Origin of the sequence: Pseudomonas gebzensis (assembly GCF_034427815.1) — a bacterium.
Classification (GTDB): domain Bacteria; phylum Pseudomonadota; class Gammaproteobacteria; order Pseudomonadales; family Pseudomonadaceae; genus Aquipseudomonas.
The window spans coordinates 221379-244019 of the sequence record NZ_JAXQNS010000003.1 but is presented as its reverse complement, the minus strand read 5'-3'; the positions used below and the strand labels follow the sequence as shown (position 1 = coordinate 244019).

The window sequence follows — 22641 nt, the reverse complement described above, 5'->3', positions numbered from 1 at the left end:
TTGATAGGTTTTCTCATTGCCGTTCGACTCATCCCCGAGGCCTTCACGCCCTCCTCTGCCGACAACGACAACGAGATCCGACCATGACACCCCCATTCCCCACCGGCCGCCTGGCCGCCCACCTGCGCCGCGCCCTGCTCTGCTCGACCCTGCTCGGCCTGGGCAACGTGCTGCCCGCCCAGGCGGCATCTGACAGCGCGCGCGCTTATCACATCGATGCTGGCGATCTGGGCCCGGCACTCACCCGCTTCGCCGCCCAGGCGGGCGTGGTGCTGTCGTTCGACCCCGCGCTTACCCGTGGCCAGCGCACCGCCGGGCTGGACGGCAACTACACCGCCGATCAGGGGCTGCAGCAGTTGCTCAGCAGCGCCGGTCTGCAGGCCCTGCGCGAAAGCGACGGGCGCTATAGCATCAGCGCCGGCGCACACGCCGCTGACGCTGGCGCGCTGGAGCTGGGCACCACCGAAATCGTCTCCAACCAGCTGGGCAGCATCACCGAGGGCAGCGGCTCGTACACGCCAGGCTCGATCGCCACCGCCACGCGCCTGGTGCTCACGCCCCGCGAAACGCCGCAGTCGATCACCGTGATGACCCGCCAGCACCTCAACGACTTCAACCTCAACAGTGTCGACGATGTGATGCGCCACACCCCAGGCATTACCGTCTCAGCCTACGACAGCGACCGCACCAATTATTATGCGCGCGGTTTCTCGATCAACAATTTCCAGTACGACGGCATTCCGTCCACGGCGCGCAACGTTGGCTACTCGGCGGGCAACACCCTCAGCGACATGGCCATCTACGACCGCGTCGAGGTGCTCAAAGGCGCCACCGGGCTGCTCACCGGCGCCGGCTCGCTGGGCGCGACCATCAACCTGGTGCGTAAAAAACCCACGGCCGATTTCCAGGGCCACGTCAGCCTGGGCGCGGGCTCCTGGGACAAATACCGCAGCGAGCTGGACCTCAGCGGCCCGCTGAACGAGGCGGGTACGGTGCGCGGACGCGCCGTGGCGGCCTATGAAGACAAGCACTCGTTCATGGACCGCTACAGCCGCAAGACCCCGGTGTACTACGGCATCCTTGAATTCGACCTGAGCCCCGACACGCTGTTGACCGTAGGGGGCGACTACCAGGACAGCCTGCCCAAGGCCTCCAGCTGGTCCGGCAGCTTTCCGCTGATCGACTCCCAGGGCAATCCCAACAAGGTGTCGCGCTCGTTCAACAACGCGGCCAACTGGAGCGCCTGGGAGCAGTACACGCGCACCGTGTTCGCCATGCTCGAACACGATTTCGGTAACGGCTGGGTGAGCAAGCTGCAGCTCGACCACAAGATCAATGGCTACCACGCCGCCATGGGGTCGATCCAGGGCGCCACCCCGAACCCCGACGGCACCTCGAAGATCACTGCCGGCAAGTACACCGGCGACACCGTCAGCAACTCGGCCGACCTCTACGTCAGCGGGCCCTTCGAGCTGTTCGGCCGCGAACATGAGCTGGTGCTCGGCGGCTCCATTGCCAACGCCCGCTGGCAGGGCAAAGGCTTCTGGGACTACACCACCTACGGCCCCAACGTGGTCGACTTCAACAATTGGCATGGCAACCTGCGCGAACCGAACTGGGGCGCGCAAACCCAGTTCCTCGACGACACCGTACGCCAGACCGGCGGCTACATGACCACCCGCCTGAACATGACCGACGACCTCAAGGTGATCCTCGGCGCACGCGTGGTGAATTACCAACTGACCGGCAACACGCCGACCTATCGCGAAACTGGTCGCGTGGTGCCGTACGTCGGCGCGATCTATGACCTAAACGACACCTATTCGCTGTACGCCAGCTACACCGACATCTTCATGCCGCAGGAGAACTACAACCGCGACCGCGACGACAAGCTGCTCGACCCGGACGAAGGCCAGAACTACGAGGTGGGCCTGAAGGCCGAGTTCTTCGAGGGCCGGCTCAACGCCAGCGCGGCGTATTTCGAGATCCACGAAGACAACCGTTCGGTATCCGACGACGAGTACAATAACCGCGACCCGCAACCGGGCAACTACGCCTTCAAAGGCACCCCGGCAGTGACCAAAGGCTATGAAATCGAGACCTCGGGCGAACTGGCCCCTGGCTGGCAGTTGCAGGCGGGCTACACCCACAAGATCGTGCGCGATCACAATCAAGAGAAGATCTCGACCTTCGAGCCGGAACACCAGGTCACCTTCAATACCACCTACAAGCTGCGCGGCGCCCTCGACAAGCTGACCATCGGCGGTGGCGCGCGCTGGCAGAGCCGCGCCTGGCAGGCAATCTGGAACGGCCCGCGCGAGCGCTACGAAGACTTCGAGCAGAAGCCGTACTGGCTGGTCGATGCCATGGCGCGCTACCAGTTCAACGAGCACCTGTCGGCCACGCTCAACGCCAACAACCTGTTCGACGAGCGCTACTACACCAACCTGGGCTTCTACACCGCAGGCGCCTACGGCGAGCCACGCAACTACATGCTGACCACGCGCTGGGATTTCTAGCCGCAGCATCCCGCGCATTTGAATGCGCGGGCCAGACAGGTAGAGTACCCGCCCCCGGAAATGGATCCGGGGGGTTTCAGCATGGAGTTACACGTGAATTTCTTCTCTAAAGCAGTGGCCGCCAGCCTGTTCACCCTGACCTTGGCAGGCTGCACCGGTGTGCCGATGGCTACACCGCACTACGACAGCAGCGAGTACACCGTGCTGGGCCGTGGTGAAGGTTCGGCCACTGGCCTGATGGTGATCGGTTTCATCCCTGTCCAGCAGAACAACCGCTTCGTGCGGGCGCAGACCGCGGCGATCAAGTCCAAGGGCGGCGATGCGCTGATCAACACCCAGGTCCAGGAAAAATGGTTCTGGGCCTACGTGCTGAACGGCTACACCACGACCGTGACCGGTGATGTCATCAAGCTGAAAAACCCGCCCGCTCCGCTGGTTCCGACTTCAAAGGTGAAGTAAGGCCAACGCGGCGACCAGCGCTGGCGGCATCACCAGGATGCCCAGGCGCAGGAAGTCCCAAGCCCCGACGTGTTCGCCCTCGCGGCGAATCGCCACCAGCCACAGCAAGGTGGCGAGCGATCCGGTGATCGACAGGTTGGGGCCAAGGTCTACGCCAACCAGCAGGGCCGCCGTGGTCTGCGCTGGCAGCTCGGCCAACTGGCCCATGGACCCTGCAATCAAGCCGGTCGGCAGGTTGTTCATCAGGTTGCCGGCAATGGCCGACAGCACCCCCGCCGCCCAACTGGCCTGTACCGGCGCGTGCTGCGCCAGCCCTTGCAACGCCAGCGCCAAACGCTCGATCACTCCGGTCTGCGCCACCGCCTCCACCAGCACGAACAGCCCCGCCACCAACGGCAACACGCCCCAGGCCACCTGCGTGAGCACCGGCATGGGCGAGCGACGCTGCATCAGGTGAATCAGCCCTGCTGTCGCGACGCCGGCGCAGAAGGTCGGCAAGCCCAATTCCCAGCCCAAGGCCGAGGCCGCCACCAGAATCAGCGCCGTCACACCAATGCCCCATGCACACAGTCGACCACCGCTGGACAACGGCTGCAGCGCGGTGGTGGTCGCCAGCGGCTGGGCGATCTGCTTGCGCACCGCCAGGCGCAACATCACGTAGGTCAGCACGATGGCAGCCAGTGATGGCAGGCCGAACAAGCGCAGCCAGTCGAGCAGCGGCGGCATGTTGCTGCCGAACACCACAAGGTTTGCCGGGTTGGAGATCGGCAGCACGAAGCTCGCGGCGTTGGCGATGAACGCGCAGATGAACAGGTACGGCAGCGCTTGCGCTTTGGCCGCTTTGCACGCAGCGTACACCGCCGGGGTCAGCACCACCGCGGTGGCGTCGTTGGACAGGAACACCGTGACCAGCGTGCCCACCAGAAACACCAGGTCAAACAGCCGCTGCCCCGAGCCTTTGGCGTGCTGCACGGCGTACATCGCCAGCCAGTCGAACACGCCCTGCTGGCGGGACAGTTCGGCCAATACCATCATGCCGATCAGGAACAGGTAGACATCGCGCCCTTGCGCCACCGCGCCCAGCGCCGCCTTGAGCGGAATCAAGCCGAACAGCGTCAGCAGCACGGCGCCGGTGACGGCCCAGATCCATTCCGGTACGCGCCACGGGCGCAGGATGACGGCCGCGGTAGCCACGGCGGCAAGGGTCCAGATAGCAATGGCAGGGTTGAATGCGGGCATAGGCAAGGCTCAGCACAGGGGCCAATGAAAGATCGCGCGGCAGAGGGTGGCGCAGAGGGCCACTGGCCGCCTTGAACGTTGCTGGATGAGACCGGGGCGATGCGGCGAATACTGCGTGGTGACGCAAATTTCATGCGGCGTGCAAGGCCTGCGCGCGTCACAAAGCGCTCGAACCGGTGAAGCAGGCGCCTGGGGCTGTTTGATTGGCAACGCTCCCAACAACGCTGCGGCGGGGCCTCGTGGCCCATCGCCCCCCTCCAGCACGTCTGCAGTCTGCCTGATCGGCAGGGGTCCAGAGCGCTCACCGACCTGCTGCAGCCACGGCTCGAGGATTTATTTTTAAACGGCTGCATCCAGATTCGCTCCTGGCGGGTAGTACGTGCAGGCAGCGAATCGCTGCCGGGACCTCAAACACTGGCGCACGCGCTGCCAGTCGACCTTTCAGGAGATTGACCATGACCTTCAAACCCGCCTCTACCCTGCTCGCCTGCGGCCTCATGCTGGGCCTGTCGTTGCAAGTTGCGCACGCTGGCATGGCGACGCCCGACGCGATCAAGGTGCCTGAGGGCAATGCGATCGTGCTGAAAACCACCGGCGTCGGCGAGATCACCTATGAGTGCCGCGACAAGGCCAATGCACCTGGCCAGACCGAGTGGTTCTTCGTCGGCCCCAAAGCCGAACTCAAGGACCGCAGCGGTAGTGTGGTCGGTGAATACTTCGGCCCACCTGCTACGTGGAAAGGCAAAGACGGTTCGAGCGTCACCGGCACGCAACTGGCCATCGCGCCGGCTGGCAAAGGCGACATTCCCTATCAACTGGTCAAGGCCAATCCGGCTGACGGCGAAGGCAAGATGAAGGGTGTGACGTACATCCAGCGCCTGGCCACGCAGGGCGGCGTAGCACCGTCGAGCACGTGCAGCACGCAGAACAAAGGTGAGCAGCAGGTGGTGAAGTACCAGGCCGATTATATTTTCTGGGCAGCCAAGTGACCGAGGTCGTCATCGCAGCGCAGAACGCCCCGCTCGCGCACTGAAGTACGGCGACGCGCGGCTACCCCGTTCTGGGCATCAGCGCGGCTAGACCGGGGCGGCAAAGCCGCTCCAGGGCTGCGACCTCTGTTTCCCTGCTGTTTCGCGGAGCTCAATCGGGTCGGCTATGCCGCCCACCGCGGCTATTGCCGCGATGGCCGGCTGCGCCGGTCCACTGACCCCACTGCAGGGTAGCGAACGGATCCGGGTCGTCGTCACCAGCGCACAGCCCTGCCCCGTCAACTCGATCGATCCGGTGCATGCCATGTGTCGAACCGACCGGCCTCAGGTGGCATTGCTGATGCGGCTACCAGGCATGTTGACCTGGCTGGTCTACGCTCATCCACAACCCCCCGTCGGGGGCCTTGCCCAGCCCCAACCCACTGAGCGTACCTTGACCGAACCCGCCGACCCCTTCGATTTCCAGCGCTGTGTGCACGCCTGTGCGGCCGGCGACCGACGTGCCCTGCACGCCCTCTATGACCACGAAGGCGCACGCCTGCTCGGCGTGGCCCGGCGCATCACCCGCGACACTGCCAGCGCCGAAGACGTGCTGCACGACGGCTTCGTGCGCATCTGGACCCGCGCCGCGAGTTTCGATGCCGCGCGCGGCTCGGCGCGCGGCTGGATCTACAGCATCATCCGCCACCTGGCGCTGAATCATGTGCGCGATGGCCTACGCGACCTGCCGCTGGATGAGGCGCAGCTCAGCGCCTTGCTCGCGAGCGCCGACCACGAGCAGGCGCTCGATGCTCACGCGGCCTCGGCACGCCTCTACCACTGCCTGGATGCACTGGAACCCGCACGCCGCGCGTGCGTGCTGCATGCCTATGTCGAAGGCTGCAGCCACGGACAGATCGCCCAGTTGCTCGGCGCACCGCTGGGCACCGTCAAAGCCTGGATCAAACGCAGCCTGGCTGCCTTGCGCGAGTGCATGGGATGAACAATGAAGTGGACGACGAACGCCCGGATGACATCGAACAACTGGCCGGCGAGTACGTACTGGGCACGTTGTCGAGCGCCGACCGCGCCTACGTCGCCAATCGCCTGGACCACGACCCAGCCTTGCGTGCGGCGGTCGAGGCATGGCAAACCCGTTTGCAGCCCCTCGCTGCGCTTGCCAAACCGGTCACACCGAGTGCGCCGTTGTGGGGGCGCATTACCCGCAGTCTGAATGCATTGGCCCCGGTTGCCGCTGCCACGCGCTGGTGGCAGCGCTTGCTGGTCTGGCAGGGCCTGGCCGGCGCCGGCGTGTTTACCAGCGCCCTGCTCGCCGTATTGCTGTGGTTCGCCGCCCCTGCCCCAACCACCTACATCGTGGTGCTCGCCGCACCTAGCGACCAGGCTGCAGGCTGGGTGGTGCAGGCCAGCAACACCCAAGCGCTGCAACTGATTCCTTTGGGCACGGTGCACGTGCCCAGTGGCAAGGTGCTGCAGTTCTGGACCAAGGCCGATCAGTGGAACGCGCCCGTTTCACTGGGCCTGGTCAAGCCCGGCGAACGGGTGCAAGTACCGGTCGAGCAACTGCCGCCGCTTGAGCCGAACCAGTTGTTCGAGCTGACGCTGGAGCAAACCGGCGGCTCGCCGACTGGCCGGCCTACCGGGCCGATTCAGTTCATCGGGCGGGCGGTGAAAGTGATTTGAGTGCTGACGTCGATGGGCTGTTCTGGACAGGTTGACGCCCGCCACCCAGCCGCGCAGGCGCAAACGCAGTGGGCCGTGGCTGCAGTGGGGGCTTACTCGTACCGCTGCACGCAGCCCAGCGGCGCCACAGGTGTTCACCTCACCGCGCCCAGCGCGCCCAAGCACAACGCAGTGCTGCCAGCCGTTGAGGGGCGATTGGGCCAAGCGCGAGCGCCTGTTCAGCGCAGCGCGCTCCGCGCGACAGAGCCGCTCGACAGTGCCTCAGAAGCTGTACTTCACATTGAACATCACGTTGCGTGGCGCCCCCCAGTACACCGTGCCGTAGTTGCCGATGCCGCTGTAGTAGTGCTTGTCGAACAGGTTGTTGACGTTGACGGTCGCCTTGATCTGCGGAGTGAAGTCGTAGCCACCGACCAGCCCGACCAGCGCGTACGACTTCTGCTCGAACTTGGCCGTAGGGTCATCGATGGCGTACCAGTCCTCATCGCTCGGTTTGAAGAAGGTCGAGCTCTGCCAATAGGCGTTGCCCCCGAGCGTAACCTTGTGCCAGGCGCCCGGCAGGCGGTAGAGCGTCGCCAGCTTGAGCAAGTGTTGCGGTTGGTTGGTCGCCACGCGGCGCTCGTCCGCGTCGTGGGACTCGGAGAAGGTGTAGCCCGCCATGACCTGCAGGTCATCGACCAGCTCGCCACTCAGCTCCAGCTCGACGCCACGGGTCGCCACGCCCTGCTCCGCGCGATAGGCACTGCCGCCGCTGGGCGTGGTGCCGCCGGTCAGCACCGCGAAGTTGTCCTGCTGTAGCGCGAACAGCGCCAGGCTGGCATTGAGGCGATCGTCGAGGTAGGCACCCTTGATCCCCACTTCATAGCTCTGCCCGGTCAGCGGATCGATAGGTTTGCCGTCTGCGCCCAGGCTGTAGGCCTGCGGCTTGAAGATGTCGGTGTAGCTCGCATAGACCGTATGGTGTGTGTCGAGGTCGTAGGTAATGCCCGTGTAGGGCACGATTTCGCTGGAGTTGCTGGCGCTGGCCGGCAGGCGACGGCCGATGGCGTTGAGGGTGTCGATGTCCCAGGTGTAATCGACGATGCGCGCGCCGAGGATCAAGGACAGCGCGTCGGTGGGCTTGAGCACGGTCGCGGCAAAGCCGACCTTCTGCCGGGCCTCGATATCGAAGGTCGACCACCACTCGAAGTCATGGGCGCGATCACCGTAGCCGTTCCACTGGAACACATCGTCAAGGATGCCGTTGGTGACGCCATCGTCGCGTTTGGAGGTGGATTCGGTGTGGGCAATGCTGTAGCCAAACACCGCCTCATGGGTGCGCCCGCCCAGCGAGAACGGGCCACGCGCGTACAGGTCCAGGCCTTTTTCCTTGCTGGTGGTGTTGAATTTGCTGGCCGTGCCGTTGGTGTTCAGGTAGTCGTTGGCCGGGTCGATATTGCCACCGATGAAGCCGTGGGAAATGCTGCCGTCCGCCTGGATGGCCTCGCTGCTGATGCCTGAGATCAACTCACGCGAGCGGTAGTCCCGGCTGCTGGCCACGCCCTTGAGCACCCACTCATTGTCAAAGGTGTGCGCCAGTTCGACGAAAGCGCGCTGGGTTTCCTGGTTACGCCAGGTCCAGCGGTCTGCGGCGTTGGTATGGCGGTCGAACGAGACCGTGCGCCCATCCATGAAGAACGCCGGCAACGCGCCGGTGGTGCTGCCGTCGTCATGGTTCTTCTGTACGTCGTAACCGACGGTGAGCAAGGTGCTGTCGCCGAGGTCGGCTTCGAGCACACCGTAGACGGTATGCTGCTCGCCGGTCAGGTAGTCGACGTAACTGTGCTGCGACTGGCTGCCGGCGACCATGCGGCCACGTACCTTGCCGCTTGCGACCACAGGGCCGGAGAGGTCCACATCGGCCTGGTACTTGTCCCAGGATCCAGCGCCGGCACCGATATGCCCCTGCAGTTCACCTGTCGGACGTTTGCGCACCAGGTTGATCACCCCTGAAGGGTTGCCCGAACCGTTGACCAGCCCGGTAGCGCCCTTGAGCACCTCGACGCGGTCGTAGACCAGGCTGTTGCCGATGCTGTAGTTGTCGCGCAGCGAGCCCCCGTCCGAAGACAAGCTTGGCACGCCATCGAACTGAAAGTTATCCAGCTTGAAGCCGCGGGCAAAGAACGTGAAGGCTTCGGAGCTTTCCTGGTTGACGGTCACCCCGGGCGTCTGTTTCAGCACCTCGGACACGCTTTGCAGGTTCTGGTCGTCCATCTGTTGCCGGGTGACCACGCTGATCGACTGTGGCGTCTTGCGCAGGCTCAGGTCCAGGCGCGTGGCGGCGGCGGTCGCGCCAGTGGTGTACGAGCCGCTGCCTTCGGTCGTCATCCCGAGGTTCTCAGCGTTGATGCTGATGGCGCCCAGTTGCAGCGTGCCACGGGCGTCGGCCTGCGGGGCGAGCACCCAGTTGTTACCCCTGGGCAGCGCCTGGAGGCCGCTGCCGGCCAGTAACTGCGCGAAGCCCTGTTCGATGCTCAAGCGCCCGTGCAGCCGGGGGCTGTACTGCCCTTGCGTCAGCGCAGCGTCGAACGACAGCACCACGCCGGCCTCACGGGCAAAGCGGTTCAAGGTGGTGACCAAGGCGCCCGCGGGAATGTCGTAGTCGCGGCTGACCTGCTCGGCGCGGGCCTGGGCGGCGGGGAACAACAGGGGTGCCACCAGCCCTGTGTGCAGTAAAAGGGCGCTGCCCAGCAGCAGAGGGGTAACGCGTTTACGGTGCGGATAGGGGCAGGTTGTTGGGGTGGGCATGCGGGCTCCTTCAAATGCCGATGTGGACGGTTTGCAGGAGAACTCGTACGAAGGTGACCAATCCGACAATGCGATTGCGACTATTTTTCACTTCGAGCCACTACCGAGCGGGTGCGAGCCTGATCCACAGGCCGGTCCAGCGCGTGAGTTTGAGCTGCAGCGCGTCGGCGATCGCGGTCAGGGCGCGGTCGGTGTCATTCAGGGGGTAGACCCCGGCGACGCGCAGCTGCGCCACCTCGTCGCTGCAGCTGAGCACACCTGGACGGTAGCGCTGCAGTTCGGCCAAGGCTTGGCGCAGCGGCCAACCGTCGAGTACCAGCAGCCCGGCGCGCCACTCGGTGCGCGCAAGATCGGCTGGATACGGCGCAGGTAGCGGGCCGCTGCCGAAGCTCAGGGCCATGCCGGCGTTGACCAGCACCTCGCCGGGGCTGGCAGCATTGTGCACCGCGACGGCATGTTGCATGACGATCAGTTCGGTCTGCGCAGGCTGCAGGCGCACGGTGAACTGGGTACCCAACGCGCGCAGGCTGCCGTGGGCAGTGCGCACTCGCAGAGGGCGGGGATCGCTCGCGGTGTGCACGGCGATCTCGCCTTCGAGCAGGACGATCAGGCGTTGCTCGGCGCTGTAGCGAATATCGACGGCCGAGCCCGTATTGAGGGTCAATCGCGTGCCGTCTGCGAGGGTCATCTGACGGCGCTCGCCGGTGGCCGTGCGTGCATCGGCCATCCAGATCGGCGCATTGCGGTATCCCGACCAGGCCACACCGGCCACGCCGATGCCGAGCGCCAGGCCCTTGAGCAGCGTGCGCCGGCCCGTTTCAACCTGGCCTGCAGCGAGGGTGTGGCGGGCCAGCGACCCGGGCACTGCGGCCAGTTCTGCCTGCAAATGCTCCAGCCGCGTCCAGGCCCACGCATTGACCGACGACTGCTCGATCCAGGCGTGCCACCGCTCACGCTGCTGTGGGTTGTCGGGCGCAGCGTGCAGCCGTGCGTGCCACTGCGCTGCCTCGCGCAGGGCCTGGCGTTGGTCTGCGGGATTCACAGTTGCGCGTCGAAGGCGAACAGCAGGCAGCGCTCGGTGGCTTTGGCCATGTATTTGGTCACCGAGCTGACCGAGACACCGAGGCGCTGCGCGACCTGCGGGTAGCTCAGGCCGTCGAGTTGCACGTACAGGAAGGCATCGCGCGCTTTGTGCCCCAGGCCGTCGAGCATGGCGCTGAGCTGCATCAGGGTTTCCAGCATCAGCAAGCGCTGTTCTGGCGAGCATTCGACGAGCACCGGCTGGCTGGCCAGGTACTCCAGATAGGCCTGTTCCAGGCTGCGTCGGCGCAGTTGGTCGATCATCACGCGCCGGGCCACAGTGGCCAGAAAGCTGCGCGGTTCGGTCAATGGCTGGCGCAGCGCACTGCTGATCAGGCGCACGAAGGTGTCTTGGGTGATATCGGCGGCGCGGTCCGCATTGCCCAGGCGCCTGCGAACCCAGCCCCGCAGCCACTGGCTGTGGTCGCGGTAGAGCGCGTGCAGGGCGTCATGCTGGGAGGAAGCGGGCGGTGGGAGGTAGGACACCTGGATCTTCCTGCTGGCGAGGTGCGGATAAGAATTGATCGCAATTATAAGCAGGCAAGCCTGCTTTGCAATGCAGTTCGATCCGCGACTGACGAATCTCGCCCGATAGCGCGTGCAGCAGCACATGGGCGGTTCAAGGCAGGCATCCAGGGCGGCGGCGCCCGAACCAGCGCCGTAGCCTCTGCCTGAATAAAGCAGAGACGCAGCGGGGCTGCGTTGAACAGCGTCCAGAGGCGCCCAGTCGGGCGGCGCCTCGCCTGGGCATGCTCATTGACGCCCGTAAACCCCGCGTCGGTGGCGCACCCGACGGGTTGCGCCGTGCCTGAGCTGCGCTGAAGGCTTTTCAGCAGCGCCTATGACCTCATGGCTTCGTCAGATCAACCAGCGGCGTCTGCCGCACCTCGGTCTCACGCCCTGCCTGAATAGCGTTCACCTGCTTCACGGCCTGGTCCACCGCTGTTTTATCAGCCAACAGGCTGTAGCTGATGCGGAACTGTCTCTGCGCTTTCGGCTCGAGGGTCGGCACCAGGTTCAGCGGGCGCTGATAATGACGGTTATAGGAAAAGCTGGTGCCCGGCTCCAACCCGGTGACATAGCCCTGGCCCTGGGTATCGGTGTTTTTCCACAGTGAAAACACCGGCAGCGTGTGCGTGTTGAAGCCTACAGCCACGCCCAGGCTACCCGCCGCGTTATGCAGCACGGTCAGGGTGTCGCCATTGGCATCGGCATAGGGCACCACGTTGTAGACCGTTTCGTCATAGTCCCTGGTGGGTGCGCGGTAGGTCTGCCAGTCCGGCAGGTCGGCCTTGGCCTTGTCGTTGAACGGTGACACTTGTTTGACCGGCGCGACAAAACGCGCACCCTGCTCCAGCACTGGCGTGCTGAAGTTGCTGTGGTACAGCGCCTGGTACTCTTTCGGGTAATCGCCGTTGTTGGTCAATGTGTCATTGATCGCGAACTTCACGCTGCCGGGGTCGGTGACCACTTCAGTGGCCACGGAGAAGTCGACCTTCTTGAAGGCCTGTTCTTTCAGCTCGCCACGCAAGGTGATGGCGTACGGCGGTTTTTCATCGATGTGCAGGGTCACTTTACTGGCCGGAATGTTGGCCGCCCGACCGTGCAAGGTCAGCAGCTCGCCGTTGTCCAGACCAGGGTGCCCGACCCACTCGAAGCCGCAGCGGGCCACCAGCTCATTGAAACCTTCCAGCCAGCCCAGGCCATTACGGCCATTGAGTTCGATGAAGGCTGGATTGACCACGTCCTTGACCGGCGAATCCCAGCCCAGGCGCACATCGCCCACCGAAGCCTGCAGGATGTTCATGCCGCGTGTGGGCACCACGGACAGTTTCATCGCGCCGTTGTCGATGTCGACGATGCTGACACCCTCCTGGCGCCCACCATGCAGCGTGCGCAACGTGACACTGAAAGGCTTGTCGGTCTTGACCCCGAGCTGCTCGCTGGTGATCTGCCAGTTCTGCGCGGCTTTGTCGGTATCGAGCAAGACATAGTCCCAGGCCATGGCCTGGGAGGCGGCGGTCAGGGCGCCAAGGGTGATGCAGAGTTTAAGCGGGGTCATGGCAGTCGCCTTTCTTGGAGTTGTGCCTTTTTATAAACTCGAAGAAACGTTTCAGCAAGCCTGCGGCTGTAAATGGCCCCGGTTCAACGAAAGGTGACCGAACGCGTCAACAGGAACCGCCCAGCGCCGAACGTCCAGGCAGGCCCGGTGCCCTCGCGCCACTCCCGCCCGCTGCGACGACCCTCCAGCACAGTGTGGTGGGCGATCCGTGGGCGGACCTCGGTCAATCCGCCCCGAACAGCACGATGAGCGACATCACGAACCCGCCTATCGCCATGAACGATGAGGCAATCGTGGCCAGCACCAGCGCAAACAGTGTCAACACCGGCACATGCGGTGCAACCTCCAGTTCATAGTCCGCCCTGATCGATTCAGGGTTCAGGCAGGTCACCTGGAGTTCGCCTGGCTCCCCACACTGGAACTCGCCCAGTGGCAGCGACTGTTTGCCGGACATATCGCTGCGCTGAACGCGAAACAGCGAGCGTCCATAAGATCGGTAATTCAGTGAAGTGCCGTCTGATGTGCGCGTGACTGAAAACCTGGCAGAGAAGTGAGCGACGCCTGTGATGAAGGTCAGAGGCGGTATCAGAACACTGATCACATAACGGCCTGCCTGCGGCAGGGCCAGGGTGTAGGGAGTCGCACTGGCCGGGAAGCGAACCCGTATGGCTGGAAAGATCAGCCGCTTCAACCGGGCGATGCAGCGGATCAGCAGATAGATGCCGACCACCATTACCAGTGGGATGACGACGCGCAACAGCGGGTTTGATAGGTTCACCTGGGTTCTCTGGACATGATGATTTCAAAGGCCGTTTGAAGCGGCATGCGCAACGACCCTACAGCCGCCTGGCAGGCCCCGCAAGGTGCGCTGCGTGATCGTCTGCAGTGTTTCAAGTGCGGCGCTTATGCTGCAGCGTTCCACTGTGCGTAAGCCGCCGTCATCTTTGCCTGGGTTTGCGCATCGGCCGGCACCAGGTGCTCGATGCGCAGCGACGCTACCGTAATGTCCGCCGGCATGCCAAACGTCGTGAAGGTGGACAGAAAGCGCAACTCACCCTCAGGCGTGCTCATGCGCGTCAGCAACACCGGGCTGGCGGGGGCAGCCGGCACAGCGAGTGCCGGCGCCGCGATCCCCTGCAGGCGCTGGGCCAATGCGCGATTGCTCGCCGCCTCTCGGCAGGCCCGCTGCCAGGTGACGGTGCGGACTTCCTGCGCGTTGGCCAGACGATCCCCCAGGCCACCGGGGCGCAGCAGGGTGTCCAGCAAGTTCAAGCCTGCCGGCAGGCCTGCAGGCACACCGGCCATCGTCAGCAGCAGCCCGGTACTGACGTTGGCCGCGACGATGTTCCACTGGCTGTCGATGACGATGGCAGGCGCGGGGTTGCTGGCCAGCAGGATCTGCTCGAGGGCGGCGTGGATCACAGCCATGTCGGGTGCATCGAGCGGTGTCGCGGCGTAGCGCGGGGCGTAACCGGCGGCCAGGAACACGGCATTGCAGTGCTCCAGCGGTATGTCCAGTGCTGACAACAGCGCATGCAAGGTACTGGGGCTGGCCTTGGCCCGGCCTGTTTCGACACAGCTGAGGTGACGCTGCGAGACCCCGGCGATGAGCGCCAGGTCGAGCTGGCTCAAGCCGGCCTGCTGACGCCAGTGGCGCACCTGCAGGCCGGCTGCGATGGCCGGTTCGGCGTGGCTTGGGTTCAACCTGTGATGGCGCATCCTTGGCACTTCCCTGAAGGTGGATCTCAATGACCTCACAGGTCATTGAGTGCCCGCCACCCTATCACTACCGTGCCAGGGAAACCTTACCGAGGACAGGCCCATGAAACTTCGCTGTATCGCACTGGTGGCGCTGGTGCTTTTTTCGCTCTACACCGGTTGGACGATGCTGATCGCCGAGCAGTCGTTGCTGGCCTTCGGCATGGCGCTGATCGCCAGCCCGGACACCGCGCAGGTGGTGCTCGACCTGTATCTCATGGCGGCGCTGGCGGGTATCTGGATGGTGAGAAACAATCATCGACGGGGCAGGCCATGGCTGGCAGTGCTGCCGTACCTGGCACTGACGGCCGTGTTCGTGTGCATAGGGCCGTTGCTGTATATCGTGTTGAACGGGGTGCAGGAGGGGCGTGACCACTGAAGGCTGCGCAGGCGCACTGCCCGCAGCGATGAAGTGGGCCTACGCAAAAAATGCAGGCAAAGAAAAGCCCGCTGGGGAATGCGGGCTAAGTGTTTCACGGATGTGGCTCTACCTTGCCAAAGCGCCGGTGAAAATGTCGTGAAGAGAATGTCGGCAATCCGTGACATTTTGCAGGTAATGCCTGACGGCGACGGATCCAGCCGGCCGGCCGATGCCCGTCGATCAGCGGTGCTGCCAAGGGTCATCACGTCGGCAGCATCATCGAACCGGGCGCACGGATGCACCCACTGGAGAAGTCCCACGGGATCAAAAGCCCGCACTACTGGCCTACCCCCTCATCTCGACGATTCATCTCTCTGCCTCGGGCTCACATTGCTCTGCGCCCAGCTGCGCCAGGCTCGCTGCCAGCTCATGCTTGCGAAACGGCTTGCTGAGGCGGGGCAGATCAGCGTCGAGCCCCTCGTGCTCGGCGTAGCCGGACACCAGCAGGATCGCGGTGCCAGGCCGGGAGCTGCGCACCACCTTTGCCAGGTCGGTGCCGTTGATGCCCGGCATGAGGTGGTCGGTGATGAGCAGGTCGAACGGCTCGCCGCAGGCCATCAACTGCATGGCCTCCTCGCCTGAGGCCGCTTCGATCACGCGGTAGCCCAGTTCTGCAAGCATGTACGCGGTGCTGGCGCGGACCAGTTCCTCGTCATCGACCAATAGCGCGACCCCGCGCCTGACGGCCGGCTCCAACGGCTCGACGATGCGCAACCCTGGCACCGGTTCGGTGGGGCTGCGCGGCAGCCACAGCTCCACATTCGTGCCCAGCCCCGGCGAGCTTTGCAGTGTGAGGGCGCCGTTGAGCTGCGAGGCCATGCACCATCGACAGGCCCAGCCCGGTGCCCTTGCCGACACCTTTGGTGGAAAAGAACGGCTCGACGGCGCGAGCCAGGGTGGCCGCGTCCATGCCGGTGCCGGTGTCTGCTACCGACAAGCACAGGTATTCGCCGCTCGGCAGCTTGGACCGGTGCCCCTGCCCGACTCCCTCAAGGCTGGCGGAGATGCGCATGGTGCCGCCTTCGAGCATCGCATCGCGGGCATTCACAGAGAGGTTGAGCAGCGCCATCTCCAGCTGGTTCTGATCGGCGATGGCCGCCGGCAGGTGCGTGGGCGTATCGACCACCACCTTGATTTGCGGGCCGGTGGTACTGGCCACCAGATCAGCCATGTCGCTCACCAGCCGTGCCACATCCACCGGCGCGGTTTGCAGCGGTTGCCGCCGTGCGAAAGCCAGCAGGCGCTGTACGAGGGTCTTGGCACGTTCTGCCGACTGCATGGCGCCGGCGATCAGGCGCTGCTCACGCTCGCCGCCCACACCGCGGCGCTGAAGCATGTCGAGCGTGCCAACGATGGGGGTCAGCAGGTTGTTGAAGTCATGGGCCACGCCACCCGTGAGCTGGCCCATGGCTTCCATCTTCTGGCTCTGGCGCAGTGCCTTCTGGGCCTCTTCACGTTCGGCGATGGCTTGCGCGATGCGCCCTTCGAGGGTGGCATTGAGTTCGCGCAGTTTCTCTTCGGCGGCCTTGCGTGCGCTGATTTCTACCGCAGTGCCGGCCACGCGCAGGCAGTGGCCCGCGCTGTCGAACACGCCCCGGCCCTTGGCCGCCACCCAGCGCACGATGCCGTCTTCACGGCCAATCGTGCGGTAGTCCACCTCGTACAGTGCGCGGCGTTCGGGGTCGATGGCTGCTGCAAAGGCGTCGATCGTGGCGCTTCGATCATCGGGATGCAGGCCATCGTAGAAATCTTGCAAGGTGACGGTGACATGCGCCGAGATACCGAACATCGCCTTGGTCTGCGCCGGCCAGACCAGGGTGTTGTGCACGAAATCCACGTCCCAGAAACCGACATCGGCATGGTCCACGGCAAGGCGCAGCCTGCCCTCGCTGGCACGGATCGCCGAGTCCGTGCGCGCGCGCTGCACCACCAGCGCGACCGTTTGCACCACGAAGTCGATGATCTCGGTATCGGCAGGCAATGGCTCGCGCGGCTCAGGGTGATACAACACCAACGCGCCAAGCAGGTCGGCCTGCGCCGAGTGAATCGGGATCGATGCGCAGACGTGCAGAGCGTGACGCCTGGCCAGCGCCCGGAACTCGGCCCAGCACACGGCGGTGGGGATTTCGGCCATGGCCTGTGCGGTGTTCTGCGGGCGCACGGCAAGGCCCACGACGGCGGCTCGGTAGGCCTCGGCAAGACCCGGGGCCAGGCAATGCTCGACCTGTGGCCTACCCTCGTCGAGCAGCACAATGGCGCTCAGGAACGCGGACGGCGACAGCGCCTGTATCTCGCCAACGATGGCATTCAGCGTCACCTCCAGCGGCCTGTCCTGCACGGCCAGTTCGAGGATGCGGTTGTGCGTTGCCCCCAGCGCCGCCACGCGATTGCGCGCCTGGGTCAGGCGGGCGTTCTCAAGGGCGATGGTGGCCGCGCGCCAGGCTTTCCAGCTGCTTGATCGTATCGCAGTGCTGCTCACCCACCTCGGCCCAATAGGCGCCCAACGCAGCGAACGCCTGGGGCTTGCCGATGGGTACCATCACCAGGCTGCGGACGAAGGTCGAGGCGTAGGCACCTTGTGGGATGCGTGGATCGAGGCGTACGTCTGCGATCGAAACCGTTTCACCCTGATGCATCGCCCAGCCTGAAACGCATTGCTCAGCGAGGAAGCTCTGGCCCTGCCACAAGGGCGAAAGCGCATCTTCGGCCACATAGGCGCAGCGCCCTTCATCCTTGATGACAACCGTGATGCCATCAGCGCCGACAGCCCTGCGCGCCATGTCGCGCAACACCGTGACTACATCGTCTATCGACGTGGCAGCGGCCAACCGCTCGCTGGCTTCCAGCACCTGGGAGAGGCGCTCGGCAGCGGTGGGGTTCATCGAAACGTTGAGCAAGGTGTCTCCCATCCGCCGCACGGTCGTATGCGGCAGCCAGTCAGATGAAGCGGTGAGAAAAGAAGCGGTTCAGCCCGACGCTAAGGGGCTGGCGGGGGTGGGGCGGCAGTGTCGCAGAAAAGCGGCGCTGCATCACGCCTCGCAGGGGCATGCGCAGGCGGGCGATGGGTGTTGCGTCGCAGGTTAAGAATCGCGGGCAAAGAAAAGCCCGCCGGGGAAAGCGGGCCAATGTCTAACGGATGTGGCTCTACCTTGCCACCCGATAGGTAAAAATAACGTGAAGAACCTGTCGTCATTGTCTGAAGTCGAAAATAGTGGGTTTGAGTTCAAACCCTGCCTTCGCTGCTCGAAGAGCGTGAGTCCACCGTCGTTGGCTGCCGTGGGGTGACCCACGCCGACCAGCCTGTCCAGGCGCCCACAGCACTGGCGCGGTATCCGCGAGCAACGCGACCAGCCCGTTACGGATACCCTGCCGGCTGACCGCGTTTGTAGTCAGGATTGCGGTACATCTCATTGCCATACACCGTGGTGCCGGTGTTGCTCCCTTGCGGGTAGCTGACATCAGGGTTGGGGATCAGGCGCCAGTCACCGGCGCTGCCATCGCGTTCAATCAGTGTCGGCGACAGCCTGCACGTCCCTGTGCTCGACGCCGAGGTCAGCACAAACTGATAGTAGCGCCCAGCCTGCGGGGTGAATTTGGCGGTCACGTGGCAGAACTCGGTACGGCTGCCCTTCCAGTTCATGTACACGTCGGTCTCCAGACCGGGACGGACCGTGGTTTCGTAGTAATCGAACGTCAGGTCCTGGCCGGCCTTGGGCATGCCGATGTCCTGGGTGTGCACGAACGGCAACTCGCCCCGGCGGATCACCCCACCCGTTTTGACGCCGCCGTCGTATTGGTAGAGGGCGGCGTGCTGGGTGAAGTTGACGATGCGCACCCAGGCCGGGTTCGGTTCATGCTCCGGGGCCTTGAAGAACGTGCTGTGGGGCAGGTACTGGCAGCCGTTGAGCAACGGCAAGGTGAGCAGCCAGAGGTAGCGCGTGATACGCATGGTCGGGTCGTCCTTTACTGAGATGCGGCAACAGACCACGAAAAAAGCGATCCATTCCCCCCCTCCATGAACGTAGCGCCGTTGCCGCGCCCGGCGTCACTCCGTCACATGCACGCTGTCGAGGTAGCTGCGCACGGCCCACAGGGCTTCCTGGCTGAGAAAGTCCGCCATCTTCGGCATGTACACCCGGCCGTCACGCACGGCGCCATGGCGTACCCGCTCCACGAACCACTCATCCCCCAGCGCGCCTTCATCGAGCATGCGCAGGTCCGGTGCGATGCCACCGGACTTGGCCTCCAGCCCATGACAGGCCGCGCAGTTCTGGTTGTACGCCGAGGCGCCGATTTCCACCGCCTTGTCGTGATCCTTGCTCGTGCGATAGGGGTTTTCCGCACGCCATTCGCTGCCCAGAGGCTCCAGCCCGTCGGTATCGACGGCGGTCGGGGTGACGTTGCCGTGGGCCAGGACGGCGCCGGCCGCACACAGGCCAAGGGCCAGCAGGGTGCCGCTCAGGGCAGGTTTAAGGAGTGTCATTATTGTTGTCCTCGGCTTCTCAAGTGGCACGCTGCGCCCTCACAGCAAGGGCTGCGACAGAGCCTAGGAAGCCCGGCGGGCCGGCCCCATGCTGCCTTGGTGGCCGGCCGCTCGTGCTTTGGTCGTAGTGCGTGCGCAGCAATGCCAAATCAGGGTCGGGCTGGGAAGTTTTCCTGCAAGAAGCGGGAGCTTTTCCCTATCTCGGCGCCAGCTCCCGGTTCCAGGCTATGCAGGCACAACAGGCATAACCTCACTGGGAACCCCACCATGACAACAAGAACATCACCCGCCCTGCCCTCGCGCCTTTCTACTGCCCTGATGCTGGCCGGCCTGTCCTTCGGCGCTACCGCCCAGGCCGCCCCGGTCACCTGGGAAGACATCGCCGACGACCACAAGACCACCCAGAATGTGCTGCAGTACGGTATGGGCACCAATGCCCAGCGCTGGAGCCCGCTGGCGCAGGTGAACGACCAGAACGTGTTCAAGCTGACGCCGGCCTGGTCGTTTTCGTTCGGTGATGAAAAGCAGCGCGGCCAGGAATCCCAGGCCATCGTCAACGATGGCGTGATCTACGTCACCGGCTCCTATTCGCGCGTCTTCGCGCTGGACGCCAAGACCGGCAAGCGTCTCTGGACCTACAACCACCGCCTGCCCGACGACATCCGCCCCTGCTGCGATGTGGTCAACCGCGGCGCGGCGATCTACGGCGACAAGATCTTCTTCGGCACCCTCGACGCCCGCCTGGTGGCGCTGAACAAAGACACCGGCAAGGTGGTGTGGAACAAGAAGTTCGGCGACCACAGCGCCGGTTACACCCTGACAGGCGCTCCGACCCTGATCAAAGACCAGAAAACCGGCAAGGTGCTGCTGATCCACGGCAGTTCCGGGGATGAGTTCGGTGTGGTCGGGCAGCTCTACGCGCGTGACCCGGACACCGGTGAGGAGGTGTGGATGCGGCCTTTCGTCGAGGGCCACATGGGCCGCCTGAACGGCAAGGACAGCACTGCCACGGGCGATGTAAAAGCGCCGTCCTGGCCCGACGATCCGAACAGTCCGACCGGCAAGGTCGAGGCCTGGAGCCATGGCGGCGGCGCGCCGTGGCAGAGCGCAAGCTTCGATGCCGAAACCAACACCCTCATCGTCGGCGCCGGCAATCCCGGCCCGTGGAATACCTGGGCACGCACCTCCAAGGATGGCAACCCGCACGACTTCGACAGCCTCTACACCTCCGGCCAGGTCGGCGTCGACCCCAGCACCGGTGAGGTGAAGTGGTTCTACCAGCACACCCCGAACGATGCCTGGGACTTCTCCGGCAACAACGAGCTGGTACTGTTCGACTACAAAGACAAGGACGGCAAACAGGTCAAGGCCACTGCCCACGCCGACCGCAACGGCTTTTTCTATGTGGTCGACCGCACCAACGGCAAGCTGCAGAACGCCTTCCCGTTCGTTGACAACATTACCTGGGCCGACCACATCGACCTGAAGACCGGGCGCCCGGTAGAGAACCCCGGTCAGCGCCCAGCCAAGCCCGAGCCAGGGCAGACCAAGGGCAAGCCGGTGGAAGTGTCGCCGCCCTTCCTCGGTGGCAAGAACTGGAACCCGATGGCTTACAGCCAGGATACCGGCCTGTTCTACGTCCCGGCGAACCACTGGAAAGAGGAATACTGGACCGAAGAGGTCAATTACAAGAAAGGCTCGGCCTACCTGGGCATGGGTTTTCGCATCAAGCGCATGTACGAGGACCACGTCGGCTCGCTGCGCGCCATGGACCCGACCACCGGCAAAGTGGTGTGGGAGCACCAGGAAAAACTGCCGTTGTGGGCAGGGGTGTTGGCGACCCAGGGCAATCTGGTGTTCACCGGCACCGGCGATGGCTTCTTCAAGGCCTTCGACGCCAAGACGGGCAAGGAGCTGTGGAAGTTCCAGACCGGCAGCGGCATCGTCTCGCCGCCCATCACCTGGGAGCAGGATGGCGAGCAGTATGTCGGCGTCACGGTCGGCTACGGCGGCGCGGTGCCCCTGTGGGGCGGCGACATGGCCGAGCTGACCAAGCCAGTGGCGCAAGGTGGGTCGTTCTGGGTGTTCAAGATCCCGGCCTGGGACAGCAACACTGCACAGCGTTGAGCTGAGCGGGCCGTGGGTGCCTGGGTTCGGCCGCAACAGGGTTGCGACGCAGCCCAGGCAGGGCGCATACCTTTTGGGTTGCGCGGGAGGCATCTGACAGGGAGTGTGTGGCGAGTGGGCTGAACCTGGGCCTGCCAGCCGAGGCTGGGCGCGCTCGGTTGAACGCCCTCGACCAGGCATTCGCCGCTGGGCGCCTGGCTAGGCATTCTCAATCAGGCGCCCTGAGCCACGCAGCCCGCGCTCACGCTTACCACGGCCCCACCCACGATCCGATCGATCATCGGGCGCTTTTCGGCCGGAGGCTGATGCGCCTGCGGTTTTTCTGCCGTTAACGGGGGTCAGGCCCTCGTCTGGGAGTCTTTTATGAATTATCTGCCACTGGCACTGACACTGCTGCTCAGCCCCGTCTTCGCCGCCGAGGCACCTTCAGCATCGAACGCCTCACCCGATGACACGCCGCTGATCCTCAACGGCTGCGTCCTCGCCCCTCACAGCAAATGCCCGAACGCCCAACTGCGCGGCGCCGACCTGAGCAATCAGGACCTGCGCAAGATCGACCTGTCGGGCGCCGACCTGCGCGAGGCCAATCTGCGCCACGCCCAACTGGACCTCGCCAACCTGGAGAAGGCCGACTTGCGCGGCGCCAATCTGACCCGTGCCAGCCTGCAACAAAGCAACCTGCGCCTTGCCCAGTTGCAGGGCGCGACGCTGATCGCCGCGCAAGGCTGGGGCTTGTTCGCCCAGGGCGCGAATTTCGAGAAGGCCGACTTGTCAGGCGCTTACCTGGAATTTGCGCGGCTGTCAGGGGCCCAGCTGCATGGCGCCTCGCTCAAGGCGGCGGATCTTGAAATGAGCTGGTTGAGCAAGGCCGACCTCAAAGGCGCGTCACTGGCCGATGCCAATCTGCAAGAAGCCAAGCTGGGCGAAAGCAACCTGGAAAACGCCGACCTGCGCGGCAGCCGCCAGCATTACGCGAATTTCCAGGACAGCAACATGCAGGGGTGCAAGGGTTGTCCGACGACGTGGAAGTGAGC

Annotated in this window: 20 protein-coding genes; 8 read left to right on the top strand and 12 right to left on the bottom strand. The window is 64.5% G+C overall.

The window, feature by feature from the left end; translation table 11 throughout:
• Positions 1-83 precede the first annotated feature (83 nt).
• Entirely contained in the window at positions 84-2519 is a 2436-nt protein-coding gene (locus SJI00_RS08110) for a TonB-dependent siderophore receptor (RefSeq protein ID WP_322461210.1), read from the top strand.
• Positions 2520-2612: 93 nt separating this feature from the next.
• The gene (locus SJI00_RS08105) at positions 2613-2978 is read left to right on the top strand and encodes a hypothetical protein (protein ID WP_322461209.1); all 366 of its coding nucleotides are present in this window, start codon (positions 2613-2615) and stop codon (positions 2976-2978) included.
• Here SJI00_RS08105 and SJI00_RS08100 read toward each other — a convergent pair.
• Entirely contained in the window at positions 2964-4217 is a 1254-nt protein-coding gene (locus tag SJI00_RS08100) for an arsenic transporter (RefSeq protein WP_322461208.1), read from the bottom strand. The two genes, SJI00_RS08105 and SJI00_RS08100, sit on opposite strands and share 15 nt — an antisense overlap.
• 455 nt (positions 4218-4672) lie before the next feature.
• Here SJI00_RS08100 and SJI00_RS08095 point away from each other — a divergent pair, with 455 nt between their 5' ends.
• From SJI00_RS08095 to SJI00_RS08085, 3 genes are all read left to right on the top strand, one after another.
• Entirely contained in the window at positions 4673-5206 is a 534-nt protein-coding gene (locus SJI00_RS08095) for a DUF3455 domain-containing protein (RefSeq protein WP_322461207.1), read from the top strand.
• Between the two features lie 433 nt (positions 5207-5639).
• Entirely contained in the window at positions 5640-6188 is a 549-nt protein-coding gene (locus SJI00_RS08090; RefSeq protein ID WP_322461206.1) for a sigma-70 family RNA polymerase sigma factor, read from the top strand.
• A complete protein-coding gene (locus SJI00_RS08085) occupies positions 6185-6889 on the top strand; it encodes an anti-sigma factor (protein ID WP_322461205.1) in 705 nt (234 codons plus the stop codon). Before SJI00_RS08090 ends, SJI00_RS08085 begins: the two co-directional genes overlap by 4 nt.
• Positions 6890-7150: 261 nt before the next feature.
• Here SJI00_RS08085 and SJI00_RS08080 read toward each other — a convergent pair whose 3' ends face one another.
• From SJI00_RS08080 to SJI00_RS08055, 6 genes are all read right to left on the bottom strand, one after another.
• Entirely contained in the window at positions 7151-9676 is a 2526-nt protein-coding gene (locus tag SJI00_RS08080) for a TonB-dependent siderophore receptor (RefSeq protein WP_322461204.1), read from the bottom strand.
• A gap of 100 nt (positions 9677-9776) precedes the next feature.
• Complete coding sequence (locus tag SJI00_RS08075; RefSeq protein WP_322461203.1) at positions 9777-10718, bottom strand: FecR domain-containing protein; 942 nt, start codon at positions 10716-10718, stop codon at positions 9777-9779.
• A complete protein-coding gene (locus SJI00_RS08070) occupies positions 10715-11242 on the bottom strand; it encodes a sigma-70 family RNA polymerase sigma factor (protein WP_322461202.1) in 528 nt (175 codons plus the stop codon). Before SJI00_RS08070 ends, SJI00_RS08075 begins: the two co-directional genes overlap by 4 nt.
• 361 nt (positions 11243-11603) lie before the next feature.
• On the bottom strand, positions 11604-12818 hold the full coding sequence (locus SJI00_RS08065; protein ID WP_322461201.1) for an aldose 1-epimerase family protein: 1215 nt from the start codon (positions 12816-12818) through the stop codon (positions 11604-11606).
• Between the two features lie 223 nt (positions 12819-13041).
• Entirely contained in the window at positions 13042-13596 is a 555-nt protein-coding gene (locus tag SJI00_RS08060; protein WP_322461200.1) for a hypothetical protein, read from the bottom strand.
• A 125-nt stretch (positions 13597-13721) separates the two neighbouring features.
• Positions 13722-14537: a helix-turn-helix domain-containing protein gene (locus SJI00_RS08055; RefSeq protein ID WP_322461199.1), complete on the bottom strand. Its 816-nt coding sequence runs from the start codon at positions 14535-14537 to the stop codon at positions 13722-13724.
• Between the two features lie 103 nt (positions 14538-14640).
• On the opposite strand from SJI00_RS08055, the gene SJI00_RS08050 reads away from it, so the two are divergent.
• Positions 14641-14955 carry a DUF2834 domain-containing protein gene (locus SJI00_RS08050; protein WP_322461198.1) on the top strand — a complete coding sequence of 105 codons (315 nt, stop codon included), beginning with the start codon at positions 14641-14643 and terminating at the stop codon, positions 14953-14955.
• Positions 14956-15303: 348 nt separating this feature from the next.
• Here SJI00_RS08050 and SJI00_RS08045 read toward each other — a convergent pair whose 3' ends face one another.
• The 5 genes from SJI00_RS08045 to pedF form a co-directional block, all read right to left on the bottom strand.
• Complete coding sequence (locus tag SJI00_RS08045) at positions 15304-15618, bottom strand: response regulator (RefSeq protein ID WP_322461197.1); 315 nt, start codon at positions 15616-15618, stop codon at positions 15304-15306.
• Between the two features lie 31 nt (positions 15619-15649).
• The gene (locus tag SJI00_RS08040) at positions 15650-17476 is read right to left on the bottom strand and encodes a PAS domain-containing protein (protein WP_322461196.1); all 1827 of its coding nucleotides are present in this window, start codon (positions 17474-17476) and stop codon (positions 15650-15652) included.
• On the bottom strand, positions 17412-17906 hold the full coding sequence (locus tag SJI00_RS08035; RefSeq protein ID WP_322461195.1) for a GAF domain-containing protein: 495 nt from the start codon (positions 17904-17906) through the stop codon (positions 17412-17414). Before SJI00_RS08035 ends, SJI00_RS08040 begins: the two co-directional genes overlap by 65 nt.
• 446 nt (positions 17907-18352) lie before the next feature.
• On the bottom strand, positions 18353-18946 hold the full coding sequence (locus SJI00_RS08030) for a hypothetical protein (protein WP_322461194.1): 594 nt from the start codon (positions 18944-18946) through the stop codon (positions 18353-18355).
• 96 nt (positions 18947-19042) lie between these two features.
• Entirely contained in the window at positions 19043-19480 is a 438-nt protein-coding gene (gene pedF, locus SJI00_RS08025) for a cytochrome c-550 PedF (protein WP_322461193.1), read from the bottom strand.
• Between the two features lie 318 nt (positions 19481-19798).
• On the opposite strand from pedF, the gene exaA reads away from it, so the two are divergent.
• Positions 19799-21607, top strand: coding sequence for a quinoprotein ethanol dehydrogenase (gene exaA, locus SJI00_RS08020; RefSeq protein WP_322461374.1), 1809 nt, complete (start codon positions 19799-19801; stop codon positions 21605-21607).
• A gap of 363 nt (positions 21608-21970) precedes the next feature.
• Entirely contained in the window at positions 21971-22639 is a 669-nt protein-coding gene (locus tag SJI00_RS08015) for a pentapeptide repeat-containing protein (RefSeq protein WP_322461192.1), read from the top strand.
• Positions 22640-22641: the final 2 nt, after the last annotated feature.

Bases quoted from the DNA above. Each gene is read 5' to 3' on its own strand.
- SJI00_RS08045 (WP_322461197.1), bottom strand. From the start codon at position 15,618: ATGCTTGCAGAACTGGGCTACCGCGTGATCGAAGCGGCCTCAGGCGAG.
- exaA (WP_322461374.1), top strand. From the start codon at position 19,799: ATGCTGGCCGGCCTGTCCTTCGGCGCTACCGCCCAGGCCGCCCCGGTC.
- SJI00_RS08095 (WP_322461207.1), top strand. From the start codon at position 4,673: ATGACCTTCAAACCCGCCTCTACCCTGCTCGCCTGCGGCCTCATGCTG.
- SJI00_RS08015 (WP_322461192.1), top strand. From the start codon at position 21,971: ATGAATTATCTGCCACTGGCACTGACACTGCTGCTCAGCCCCGTCTTC.
- SJI00_RS08085 (WP_322461205.1), top strand. From the start codon at position 6,185: ATGAACAATGAAGTGGACGACGAACGCCCGGATGACATCGAACAACTG.
- SJI00_RS08100 (WP_322461208.1), bottom strand. From the start codon at position 4,217: ATGCCCGCATTCAACCCTGCCATTGCTATCTGGACCCTTGCCGCCGTG.
- SJI00_RS08080 (WP_322461204.1), bottom strand. From the start codon at position 9,676: ATGCCCACCCCAACAACCTGCCCCTATCCGCACCGTAAACGCGTTACC.
- SJI00_RS08035 (WP_322461195.1), bottom strand. From the start codon at position 17,906: ATGGGAGACACCTTGCTCAACGTTTCGATGAACCCCACCGCTGCCGAG.
- pedF (WP_322461193.1), bottom strand. From the start codon at position 19,480: ATGACACTCCTTAAACCTGCCCTGAGCGGCACCCTGCTGGCCCTTGGC.
- SJI00_RS08055 (WP_322461199.1), bottom strand. From the start codon at position 14,537: ATGCGCCATCACAGGTTGAACCCAAGCCACGCCGAACCGGCCATCGCA.
- SJI00_RS08110 (WP_322461210.1), top strand. From the start codon at position 84: ATGACACCCCCATTCCCCACCGGCCGCCTGGCCGCCCACCTGCGCCGC.
- SJI00_RS08030 (WP_322461194.1), bottom strand. From the start codon at position 18,946: ATGCGTATCACGCGCTACCTCTGGCTGCTCACCTTGCCGTTGCTCAAC.
- SJI00_RS08050 (WP_322461198.1), top strand. From the start codon at position 14,641: ATGAAACTTCGCTGTATCGCACTGGTGGCGCTGGTGCTTTTTTCGCTC.
- SJI00_RS08065 (WP_322461201.1), bottom strand. From the start codon at position 12,818: ATGACCCCGCTTAAACTCTGCATCACCCTTGGCGCCCTGACCGCCGCC.